Genomic DNA, 12,211 nt, shown 5'->3' with positions numbered 1-12,211 from the left:
CAATCTATTTTTTTGTTTGGTTAAGCGTACGATACTTTTAATTTTGTAAGCTCATACTAAAATCATCTTTCATGGACAGTGACCATTTCAGTATACCCGAAATACATTTTGAGGTATCATTTTCAGAAGCACAAGCTCATTATATCGAAGTAAAAATGAGCATCGCAAAGCTCAACCAGCCTTATGTCGATCTAAAAATGCCGGTCTGGTCTCCTGGATCTTATTTAATTCGTGAATATGCTAAAAACGTTGAACGATTCCGATCATTTGACAAAGCAGGAAATACAATTTCCTACCAGAAAGTTTCAAAGAACACCTGGCGAATACCCACAGAATCTTTGGATCAGATCGAAGTAATCTACGCCATATACGGTTTTGAAGTTTCTGTGCGTACCAACTTTTTCGATAGTGACCATGCTTTTATTGTACCTACGGCAACTTTCTTTCATATCGATGGCCGTATAAACAATCCTTCGACAATCAGCATAGCACTAAAAGATTCTTGGGCAAGTATATCAACTGGACTCGAACAAATTGGAGAATGCAAGTTTTATGCGCCAAATTTTGACGTATTATACGATACGCCCATCGAAGCTGGTAATCAGGATGTCTGGAAATTCCAGGCTGCCGGTGTCGAACATGAATGCGCCATGGTCGGAGGTGGCAGCTATAATAAAGAACGCCTGACGAAAGATATCACACGTATCGTCGAAGAAGAAACCCGCATCTGGGGTTCGAACCCCAATGAGCGATATGTCATTATTACCCACAACTACCAATCTGGAGGTGGAGGTCTAGAACATCTCAATTCAACAGTATTGGGAGCCTCGAGAAATGCCTATCTAAATGAGACCAGCTACAAAAACTATTTGAGTCTCGTTGCACATGAGTATTTTCACCTATGGAATGTGAAACGCTTACGTCCAAAAGCATTAGGACCGTTTAATTACGATGCCGAAAACTATACCACAGGCCTCTGGATCATGGAAGGATTCACTTCGTACTATGATAATTTAATTATTAAACGCTGTGGATTCTATGATGAAAAAGAGTATCTCGCTTTGCTAGCTAACGATTTCAACATTGTATTAAACCGTCCAGGGCATACGATACAGTCTGCAGCAGCCTCAAGTTTCGATACCTGGATTAAATATTATCGGCCTGATGAAAATTCGATGAATTCAGGAATTTCCTATTACAACAAAGGTGCAATGCTGACAGCATTGTTGGATATTAAAATTATTGCCGCTACAGAAGGTAGGCTAAAATTGGATGATGTTATCCGCGAGGCTTATGAGGAGTTCTACCTAAAACTTGATCGTGGATTTGAAGAAAACGAATTGAGAAGCCTTGCTGAACGTATCGCAGGCACTTCGCTGGATGATATTTTCAATGCTGCTCATCAGGACGGAGAACTGGAATACAACGATTATTTTAATCTCGTTGGATATGAAATTGTTGATACCAATGTTAATAACAACACGTTGACACTAGGCATTACAACCAATAAAGTGGATGGGCTAATTTCGGTAGCGACAGTGGAAAAAGATTCTGGTGCATATGATGCCGGATTAAGTGTAAAAGACGAACTGATTGCAATTAATAGTAACAGGCTCGATGTTAAGGACAAGGAAATTGATTTCATTGTTCAACATGCCAAAGAGGGGGAGATATTAAACTTCCTGGTGGCACGAGATGGTTTAGTGCGGGAAATCCCTGTTCAAATCAAAAAGAGCAATAAAAAGATATACGAAATCCGTCCGCTCAAAGAACAAACCTTTCTACAGGAATTGCTAGGTAAAATCTGGATGGCTTAACACGGAAGTATTATCATTAAAAAAAGAATAGCGGGAAATCCCGCTATTCTTTTTTTAAAATTTATATCTTACCGAAAAACCGATCGGATCAAATAATTTGATACTGGATTCGTTTAGAAAATCGAAATAAGGTTTTACATCCAATGAGATTTGAAACGGTGCCTGCGGAATATTATATTCAATACCTACGATACCGTCAATACTCAGATTAAGCTGTGAATCAAATGAATGACGCTGACCCTCGATAATTTTGTCTTTCTCCTTATAAGAACCGATACTACCACCAAAACCATAATACCAATTAAACCCAGCAGTCAATGGTTTATAGATTTCATATAAGCCCACAACGCGGAAACGGCGAAAATCAGAATTGCTCTGAATACTCATAATTCCTTCCAATGCATGGTCCGAGTTAAGCGTGTGACGATATGTAATTCCCTGAGCAGACCCGAAACGTCCACCAATAGCACCCCTATTGTCCAACTGAGCCATAGCTCTATTGGATAATGCTCCAAACATCAGCATTCCACCGACAGCCAAAAATATTTTTTTCATAAAAATCGTACGCTTTTTTTGCTTTACATTTTTCCAAACATAGATAAATTGCTTTTTATATGCAATATAATTGCAGTGCACATAAAAAACTATTTACCAGAACTTCCCCTACGAAGGACCTTTTCGATAGGGTAAATATCCATTACAGCTATAACGAAACAATGTTTAATTTGTTATGACAATAATCCCAAATTATCCAACTTTATTTCTGTATATTTAGGTCAATACAGCATGTAGTAGTAACCAAATAAACTCAAGTGATATGGGCAGAATTTTTGACTTTATAACCTTATATAAAGAAAAATACGCAAAGGACATCATGGTGGCAGGGCGAGATGGAAATGGCCAGTGGAAGACATATTCTACCAAAGAATACACCGACGCAATTGACACCTTAAGCAGGGCGTTACTGCAATTAGGCCTCAAAAAAGGTGATCGGGTAGGAATCATGTCCGGCAACAGACCCGAGTGGAATTTAGTTGATTTTGCCTGCAATCAAATCGGTCTTGCAACTGTTCCCCTCTATCCCACTTTATCCGCACAGGATCTTTCGTTTATTGTAAATGACTCGGATGTCAACGTACTATTTGTCAGCAACAGAGAATTGACGGACCGTATTGAACAAGCCATCAAGGAACACGGTATAAACCCACAACTGTATACATTTGATGCCATTGAAAATTATACGCAGCTAAAAACATTCATCGAAACAGCAAAAGATGACACAACCGACCTGGCTCCACTTCGAGAGGCTGTTACAGAAGAAGATCTATTAACACTGATCTACACTTCAGGTACAACAGGGCGCCCTAAAGGCGTATACCTGTCTCACAAAAACGTATACAGCAACGTCTTGGCATGCAATCATCTCATCCGATCGGATTTCAAAACGGCACTTAGCTTTCTTCCGCTATGCCATATTTTTGAACGCATGGTGGTATATATGTACTATTCGAAAGGAATCCAGATCTATTTTTCAGAGACCTTAGACAATGTTGTTGCCGATATCAACGATGTCAAACCGGATGTATTCACCACCGTACCCCGTGTCCTGGAGAAAGTATACGATAAGATTATTGAAAAAGGGAAAGCCTTAACTGGATTAAAAAAGAAAATTTTCTTCTGGGCTGTTGATCTTGGCTTGAAATTTCAAGAACCAGCGCATAATGGACCACTTTACAATCTAAAACTTGCGATCGCTAGAAAACTGATATTTTCGAAATGGCAAGAAGCTCTTGGCGGAAATATTAAGATCATTGTATCCGGTGGTGCAGCTCTTCAAGAGCGTTTAGCGCGTGTATTCTGGGCCGCTGGACTTAAAGTACTTGAGGGATACGGCCTGACTGAAACATCTCCGGTTATTGCTGTAAACTCCTACTTACCCAATGGGTTGAAATTTGGGACTGTAGGCAAACCCCTGAAAAACTTAGAAGTTAAAATTGCTTCAGACGGTGAGATTCTTGTCAAGGGCCCTAGTATCACGACAGGCTATTATAAAAATGAAGAAGCCACAAAAGAAGCTTTTGACGATAATGGTTTTTTCAAGACGGGCGATATTGGAGAAATTACATCCGATGGTTTCCTAAAAATAACCGATCGAAAAAAGGAAATGTTTAAGACTGCAGGTGGTAAATATATCGCGCCCCAATCCATTGAAAACAAACTCATGGAGTCTACATTAATCGGACAGGTCATGGTTTTTGGAGAAAATAGAAAATTTCCCGGCGCCTTGATTGTTCCTGCATTTGATGTGCTGTCCAAATGGGCAAACCAAAAAGGTATTACCGGCGGTTCAAACGAAGAAATCATCAAAAATCCGGAAGTAATCCAAAAATATCAAGAAGAAATTAACCGATTATCCACTAACTTTGGACATTGGGAAATTGTCAAGAAATTTATTCTTCTTCCAAAGGAATGGACAATCAACGACGGTCAATTGACGCCAAAATTGAGTCTAAAACGAAAAATTATTTTAAAAGAGAACGAAGGAGCAATCGACAAATTGTATCAGGAACAAAACCAAGAGTAACAATTTGCACGATTATTGGAGCTGATCATCTTATTATGAAGCACGTTACACTACGAGATTTATTTACACTCGCCTACTGGAAAAACATTTGGCATGTCTTAATTGATGCCTTTAATGGATTCAATGATGACAAATGTATGAAGAAGAGTGCTTCATTGGCTTATTATACCGTCTTCTCCATCGGCCCACTTCTTATGATTGTTATCTGGTGTATTGGATTTTTCTATGGAGAACATCTTCAAAGTGGATCTTCAGCGCAAGATCAGGTGCTGGAGGAGGTCATGGTTCTTTTTGGTCAGGATGTGACCACACAGATCCAGTCCTATCTTCAGAAGATAACTTTCGAGAATAAATCTAATATGGGGATCACAATAGGTATCGTTACATTGATTCTATCCTCCACAACCTTATTCGTTGATATACAGGACTCAATAAACAATATCTGGAAAGTAAAACCGAAACCAAAAAAGGGATGGCTAAAATTAATCATCAACAGGCTGATTTCTTTTTCCATCGTGATTGCCCTTGGTTTTTTGCTAATTGCCTCACTCATGATCAACGGAGTTATTGTTGCCGTGACCAATTTAGTCATGACTTATTTTCCTTTTATTCCGATTGCACTCATTTCATGGGTGAATACGGGCATCACATTTTCGGTCATTGTCATTTTATTTGGCTTTATCTTTTCCTTCCTTCCGGATGCTAAAGTAAAATTCAGGGACATGCTTGGCGGAGCTATCTTTACAGGCTTACTCTTTATGTTAGGCAGGTACGGCATTTCAATCTATCTGAATCTTTCCTCCACAGCCAGCTTTTACGGAGCTGCGGGATCAATAATTGTTATGTTATTATGGATCTACTATTCGGCTGCAATATTGTATTTTGGCGCAGAATTCACCAAATTTTATGCGATCAAATTTGGTGCAGGCATTATTCCGTCCACATTTGCAGTAGCGGTTGAACAAACGGAAAAAGTTAAAAAAACAGGCAGCGACGCCGAAGCACATGTTGGAGACACCATTCAGGTCTTAAAATAAGCCGTCTATTTTTTCTCTTTTTTACCGCTAATGGAACCATCGATGCCAATGACATTGATGACTTTATCCCCAATTTGCGTAATATCGGATTTTAATCCCACCATAACGGTAAAAATATTCACGGGAGTATCCTGTATCTTCCTAAAATTATGGAGATAACCAAGCTCAAGACCTAAAAAGAAACCGTTAAATTTATAATCTGCCCCTGCACCTATTTTGCTGGAGAAATTCAGGTGATTTTTATTTTCCATCTTAATAAGCTTTTGGTCTGCGAGTACATTTGCCCTTGGCTCACTCGTCAATCCTACACCGGGACCTACAAAACCATAGATATTCAATAATCGCATCTGCTTCCTAATGCCCCCCGAAAATGAAAGGGTATAGAAATTGGTATTCGCATCTTCGATACGATACTCAAAATTCGGATCGACCAATCGCTGCTTATACTTGAATGAAAGTGTATAAAGTGTGGGGGATACAAAAAACATTGGATTTTTCAGGGAGATATCCAAACCAATACTACCAGAAAACTTTGGCGAAAGTATATCTTTGGTTTTTCCGATCGGAAAGCCCATTCCCGTTGTACCCCAATAGTAAACTTTTCGATAATGTATCGTATCAACACCGCCCTGAGCCCGCGCGAAAGTCCAACACAAAGAAAAAAGAAGAAAAGTAAAAAAGAATTGTTTCATTTAAATGCGTTCAATATTGAATAACAACAATATTAAACGCATTTTGTTCAAAAAAACCGTCAGGCTACAGGTAACTTTTTGATTGTGGTCCTTGATTGAATAGCAAATCGATAATGCTTAAATCGGGATAAAATCCATTTTTATCAGAAAAAACCTGATAATATTCTTTTGGCTCACGCAATACACTTTCTTTTTTAGGATGGATCAGGTTACGGAAATCGATCATTTCCGAAGGCGCAGCAACATACTCTTCTGTAAATCCTATTGCTCGTTTAAGTTTGATCGATTTTAGAATGAGTTCTAATTGAGCAACATTAAAGTCTACCAAATACGCAAACTTTTCCTCATAGAATCGTATAAAATCATCTTCATAATATTCAAAATATGCAGAGCTACGGTAAGCTGTCTGAATACTTAGCCAATGTAAACGCTGCCAGTCAAACTCATAACTTATCCGAATATCTTTCATAGGAACACGTTCCTTATTGCCATGTTGAATGGGTACGATCAAATCCTGCACCCCATTTGCAGAAGCAATGCGTGCGCGCGTACGATAACTCTGCTTTTGAAAATGCTCATATTTCTCGATGACCAAAGGAAGATTATGCTCTTGTATCGTATGAAAATAGGATATTGGTGGAAGATAACATGCCGGAAGTAATAACTGCGATTCCATAAAAACTGATGATTTTTGTTATAAGTGACGCAAAAATAACTTAAATTAAGGATATTTGTAAAGAACACTGGGAATTTTAGCTATAGCATGAAACAAAAAGCGTTAAACGCATTAATCTATATCATCTCTCTTCTCCCCTATTGGTTTCTATATTTGATCTCCGATGGGCTTTATTACATACTCTACTATATTATTGGATATAGGAAGAATATTGTATTTCAGAACTTAAAAAATGCTTTTCCAGAAAAAACGGATAAAGAACGTCTGGTAATTGCCAAAAAGTTTTATCGTTTTTTCCCGGATCTCCTTGTCGAATCGATCAAATTGAAAACGATTACAGCTGAGGAAGTCAAGAAAAAGATGACTTTGGAAAATGTAGAAGAATTGACTAAACACCTCGAAGCGGGCAAAAACGTAATCGGGGTGACCTCACATTATGCCAATTGGGAGCTGGGTATTCACCGTTTGAGCTTAATTACAAACTTTCCTACGCTGATTGTATACAAACCACTCAATAACAAAGATATTGACACAGTGTACAATGATATGCGAGGAAGGTTTGGCGCCGAAATGGTACCAATGAAACAAATACTCCGTCATATCGTAAAGTTGAAAGGCCAACCCAATATCAGTATACTCGTTGCCGATCAAACACCGCTGTATTCGGATTCCGATTATTTTATTAATTGGCTAAATCAGGAAACATTGGTCTATACAGGAGCTGAAAGACTGTCTAGAATAAGTAAAGCACCTGTGGTCTATTGCTATATCGGAAGAAAGCCCAAAAGAGGGCAATATTTCTGTAAATTCGTTACTTTAATCGAAGATCCAAGTGGCTTTGGAGAGCATGAAATTACCGATATACACAATCAATTTGCGGAACAGCTTATTCGTGAAAACCCAGAATATTGGCTATGGTCACATAATCGTTGGAAAAGAAAACGTAGAAAATGAGTAAATTACCAAAAGTAGCTGTCGTTATCCTCAATTGGAATGGCCGATTTTTCCTGGAAAAATTTTTACCATCCGTATATAACAGTTCTTATCCGAATGTCGAATTTGTCATTGGAGACAATGCCTCCGATGATGATTCAATTTCATTTGTGAAACAGTACTATCCTACGATTACTATCCTTGAAAATGACAAAAACTATGGCTTCGCAGGAGGTTATAACAAAATACTGCAGCGTGTAGATGCTGATTACTATGTACTCCTCAATTCGGATGTTGAAGTGAGCCAAAACTGGATTGAACCAGTGATTGAATACTTGGAAAGAAACCCTTCCCTGGCAGCAGCACAGCCCAAAATACGCTCATTTCATGACAAGCAGAAGTTCGAACATGCCGGAGCGGCCGGTGGCTATCTGGATTACTTTGGCTTTCCTTTCTGTAAAGGTAGAATCCTACATGAAGTAGAAGACGATGCGGGACAGTACGATAATGAATCCGAGATTTTCTGGGCATCTGGAGCTGCACTTTTTATTCGCTCTGACGCCTGGAAGGAGGCAGATGGCCTTGACGAAGATTTCTTTGCTCATATGGAGGAAATCGATCTATGCTGGCGATTAAAGAAAATGGGCTATGGCATAGGCTATTGTCCGAAATCTATTGTTTATCATGTTGGTGGGGGCACCCTCAATGCAAGTAATCCCAAAAAGACTTACCTCAATTTTAGGAATAACATGGTCATGCTGCAAAAAAACCTGCCGCTAGGCAAAGCAATATGGATTATTTTCATCAGGCTTTGGTTTGACTTTGCAGCCCTTGTTAAGTTTCTGATCGACAGGAAACCCAAGGATGCCTGGGCGATCAGTCGCGCACATCAGTATTTCTTCTTGAATATTTTCAAAAATGCTAAAAAACGAAAAAAATACAAGGCGAAAGAAAATACCAAAGGGCAGTACACAAAATCGATTATCATTGATTTTTACACAAATAACAAACATAAATTTTCTCAGCTAAATCCGGAGGATTTCAAATAGCGTATTATTTCCCTGTAACATAAAATGCAGAAAAACGCATTTTCAAAATAAAGCAGTCATTACGACAAGATTCTTTATTTATTTTATTTAAACGTACTTTTTATTTGTAATTTTGCAAAATGTTGGTGATGGATATTGAAAAAAAGATAAAAGACTTAACGGCAGAGCTCAACCATTATAACTATCAATACTATGTATTGGCGAACAGTGTTATTTCGGACTACGACTTCGACCTTAAATTAAAGGAACTCGAAGCGCTGGAAGCTCAATATCCCAACTTTGCCGACCCCAACTCCCCTACACAGCGTGTTGGTGGAGACATTACCTCCCGATTTCAAACGGAAAAGCACCGCTGGCCAATGCTTTCATTGGGCAACACATACAATCAGGAGGAATTACTTGACTTCGACCAGCGAATCCGCAAAATCATCGGCGATCAGTTTGAGTATGTTTGTGAATTAAAATTTGACGGTTTATCCATCAGCTTGACTTATGAAAATGGCCTACTAAGTAAAGCCGTTACGCGCGGTGATGGTACACAAGGCGATGTTGTCACAAACAATGTTAAAACCATTCGTTCTATCCCGATCAAACTTAAAGAAGGAGATTATCCAGATCAATTCGAAATACGAGGTGAAATATTTATGCACAAATCAGCTTTTCTCCGCCTGAATAAGGAACGAGCTGATAACGAGGAGCAAACCTATGCCAACCCAAGAAATTTCGCTTCTGGAACCATCAAACTCCAAGATTCTGCTGAAGTTGCAAAACGCCCATTGGACTGTTTCCTTTACTTTTTGTACTGCGACAACAGAACAAATCTATTTCACGACCATTGGAATAGCTTAAACCATGTCAAAGACTGGGGATTTCACGTCAGCGAGCATAGCAGAAAATGCAGCACATTAACCGATGTTTTTGCATTTATTGACTACTGGGATGTCGAACGTCATAACCTAGGTTATGAAATTGATGGAATTGTTATTAAAGTAAATGATTACGCACAACAGGAGGAACTTGGCTTTACTGCCAAAAATCCACGTTGGGCAATATCCTATAAATTCAAAGCAGAGCGTGTAGAAACCACATTGAACTCGATTAGTTATCAAGTTGGACGTACCGGCGCTGTTACACCTGTTGCCAATCTTCAACCTGTACAACTGGCAGGCACAACGGTAAAACGCGCTTCTTTACACAATGCAAATGAAATCGCACGTCTCGACCTACACGAAGATGACACTGTCTTTGTAGAAAAAGGGGGCGAAATTATACCTAAAATAATTGGGGTAAACCTCGAGAAAAGATTAGCAGGATCGACAAGTTTTGTCTACCCCACATCTTGTCCAGAATGCGACACAGCACTTATACGACAAGAAGGGGAAGCCGTACACTATTGCCCTAATGAAACTGGATGCCCGCCACAAATTGTTGGCAAAATGCAGCATTTTATCGGACGAAAAATGATGGACATCGAGGGAATGGGGGACGAGACCGTGGATACTTTCTTCAAGAAAGGTTTGTTACGCAATATCGTTGACATCTATGGCCTAAAAGACCATCAAGATGACCTGCAACAACTGGAACGTTTCGGTCAAAAATCAATCGATAACATGCTCAACGGCATCGAAAAATCCAAAGAAAAACCTTTTGAAAAAGTCTTATTTTCGCTTGGAATACGTCATGTCGGCGAGACGATTGCAAAAAAATTAGCCCAGCATTTCAAAAATATTGATGCACTCGCACAAGCCTCGACAGAGGAAATCGAAGGAGTACAAGACATTGGACGCCGTATTGCGGAGAGTGTCAAAGAATACTTAGACAATCCAATTCATCAACAACAGATTGTTGCACTGAGAAATTATGGCTTAAATTTCGAAATTGAGGAAAAGGAGATCATCCTTGCGAGCAATTCACTTGAAGGGAAAACCTTCCTGATTTCTGGTGTATTTGCAGACCATTCACGTGAAGAGCTAGCAGCAGTAATTGAAAGCAATGGCGGAAAGATGTTATCTTCCATTTCTGCCAAATTAAGCTACCTCGTAGCGGGAGATAAAATGGGACCGTCCAAACTAGCGAAGGCAGAAAAATTGGGTATCCCGATGATTAATGATAAAGAACTATTTGAACTCATTAATCCCAAGTAAGTTTTTTTAATTAAATTTATATAAATACAAAAACAAGATGAACGAGCTTCACGGCGCAGGAGTAGCATTGGTCACTCCTTTTAACTCAGATGAATCTGTTGATTTCGAAGCATTAGGTCAGCTAATTGACTTGCAAATCAACGAAGGTATGGATTATTTGGTTTCTTTAGGTACAACTGGAGAAGTTGCCACTTTAACCAATGATGAACGAAAGCGTATCTGGGATTTTACTGTCAAGCGCGTGAACGGTAGACTTCCTTTGGTTGCTGGAATTGGCGGTAATAATACAGCCGAAATTGTGGAACAAATTAAAAACTTTAATCCAACAGGCTTCTGTGCAATTCTATCTGTATCTCCTTATTATAACAAACCAACACAAGAAGGCATTTACCAGCATTACAAGGCTGTTTCAAACGCCTCTCCACTTCCGGTTATTTTATACAATGTGCCTGGGCGTACGGGCAGCAATATAACAGCACAGACAACATTACGACTAGCCAATGATTTTTCCAATATCGTAGCCATCAAAGAAGCTTCTGGAAATTTTGCGCAATTCAGCGAAATTCTACGGGATAAACCTACGGGATTTCTATTGATCTCCGGAGATGATCCGGTTACCTTGCCGATGATGTCTCTTGGAGCTGCTGGTATCATTTCAGTGATCGGAAACGCATTACCGAAAAAGGTTGCCACATTAGCTAAGTTATGCGCTGAAGGCAATTATGCGGAAGCTAGATCGATCCATAATGAACTCCTTGACATTACAGATCTGTGTTTTATTGAAGGAAACCCTGCTGGTGTAAAATATATTTTACAGGAATTGGGGATCGGAAAAGATCAATTACGACTTCCTTTAGTCCCTGTTAGCGAGAAAATACAGGCAGCTATCAAAGAAGAATTAAAGAAATTGAACTAAAATATAGCCTAGTTCGGTTGAGAAAAGTTTAGATCCCTCCAAAGGATCTAAACTTTTTTATTTCAAAGCTTTGCAACATAACAATATAATAACTACCTTTGCACTTCCACAAAAGTGGAATTTTAAATAACAAAATTAATTAACACAATGCAACAGTACGAATCTGTAATCGTTCTTACCCCGTTGCTTTCTGATGATGCTGCGAAAGAAGTAATCGCAAAATTCAAAAACATCTTAACAGAAGGCGGAGCCGAGATTGTCGCTGAAGACAATTGGGGTTTGAAAAAATTAGCGTATCCAATCCAGAAAAAAACTACTGGATTTTATCACTTAACTGAATTCAAGGCTCCAGGTGAATTAATC

At 39.0% G+C, this 12,211-nt stretch carries 11 protein-coding genes; 8 read left to right on the top strand and 3 right to left on the bottom strand.

The annotated features are described in order from the left end of the window. The first annotated feature begins 71 nt into the window (after positions 1-71). The gene (locus B2X72_RS22285) at positions 72-1,817 is read left to right on the top strand and encodes a M61 family metallopeptidase (RefSeq protein ID WP_145328706.1); all 1,746 of its coding nucleotides are present in this window, start codon (positions 72-74) and stop codon (positions 1,815-1,817) included. Positions 1,818-1,871: 54 nt separating this feature from the next. Here the strand turns inward: B2X72_RS22285 and B2X72_RS22280 are convergent, their stop codons facing one another. Then, positions 1,872-2,372 carry a hypothetical protein gene (locus B2X72_RS22280; protein ID WP_088163737.1) on the bottom strand — a complete coding sequence of 167 codons (501 nt, stop codon included), beginning with the start codon at positions 2,370-2,372 and terminating at the stop codon, positions 1,872-1,874. A 262-nt stretch (positions 2,373-2,634) separates the two neighbouring features. On the opposite strand from B2X72_RS22280, the gene B2X72_RS22275 reads away from it, so the two are divergent. After that, a complete protein-coding gene (locus tag B2X72_RS22275; protein ID WP_145328708.1) occupies positions 2,635-4,401 on the top strand; it encodes an AMP-dependent synthetase/ligase in 1,767 nt (588 codons plus the stop codon). A 35-nt stretch (positions 4,402-4,436) separates the two neighbouring features. Beyond that, complete coding sequence (locus B2X72_RS22270) at positions 4,437-5,438, top strand: YihY/virulence factor BrkB family protein (RefSeq protein ID WP_145328711.1); 1,002 nt, start codon at positions 4,437-4,439, stop codon at positions 5,436-5,438. Positions 5,439-5,443: 5 nt separating this feature from the next. On the opposite strand, the gene B2X72_RS22265 is transcribed toward B2X72_RS22270, so the two are convergent. Continuing rightward, on the bottom strand, positions 5,444-6,130 hold the full coding sequence (locus tag B2X72_RS22265; RefSeq protein ID WP_145328712.1) for a hypothetical protein: 687 nt from the start codon (positions 6,128-6,130) through the stop codon (positions 5,444-5,446). Positions 6,131-6,194: 64 nt separating this feature from the next. Further along, complete coding sequence (locus B2X72_RS22260; protein ID WP_145328714.1) at positions 6,195-6,806, bottom strand: WbqC family protein; 612 nt, start codon at positions 6,804-6,806, stop codon at positions 6,195-6,197. A gap of 87 nt (positions 6,807-6,893) precedes the next feature. Between B2X72_RS22260 and B2X72_RS22255 the strand changes: the two genes are divergently transcribed. The 5 genes from B2X72_RS22255 to rpsF form a co-directional block, all read left to right on the top strand. Further along, positions 6,894-7,760, top strand: coding sequence for a lysophospholipid acyltransferase family protein (locus B2X72_RS22255; RefSeq protein ID WP_088162786.1), 867 nt, complete (start codon positions 6,894-6,896; stop codon positions 7,758-7,760). Further along, complete coding sequence (locus B2X72_RS22250) at positions 7,757-8,788, top strand: glycosyltransferase family 2 protein (RefSeq protein ID WP_145328716.1); 1,032 nt, start codon at positions 7,757-7,759, stop codon at positions 8,786-8,788. The genes B2X72_RS22255 and B2X72_RS22250 overlap by 4 nt, the downstream gene beginning before the upstream one ends. A 119-nt stretch (positions 8,789-8,907) precedes the next feature. Continuing rightward, positions 8,908-10,932 (top strand): NAD-dependent DNA ligase LigA, encoded by a 2,025-nt coding sequence (ligA, locus tag B2X72_RS22245; protein WP_088162787.1) that lies wholly within the window; start codon positions 8,908-8,910, stop codon positions 10,930-10,932. A 37-nt stretch (positions 10,933-10,969) separates the two neighbouring features. Next, positions 10,970-11,848 (top strand): 4-hydroxy-tetrahydrodipicolinate synthase, encoded by an 879-nt coding sequence (gene dapA / locus B2X72_RS22240; protein ID WP_088162788.1) that lies wholly within the window; start codon positions 10,970-10,972, stop codon positions 11,846-11,848. Between the two features lie 147 nt (positions 11,849-11,995). Further along, positions 11,996-12,211: 30S ribosomal protein S6 (gene rpsF / locus B2X72_RS22235; protein ID WP_286851513.1), on the top strand; the 216-nt coding region annotated here is incomplete at its 3' end.

The sequence above is a fragment of the Sphingobacterium sp. UBA7253 genome (genome assembly GCF_002472745.1).
GTDB lineage: Bacteria > Bacteroidota > Bacteroidia > Sphingobacteriales > Sphingobacteriaceae > Sphingobacterium > Sphingobacterium siyangense.
Note: the sequence above shows the minus strand (reverse complement) of the source record. Positions and strands in the feature narration are given on the sequence as shown.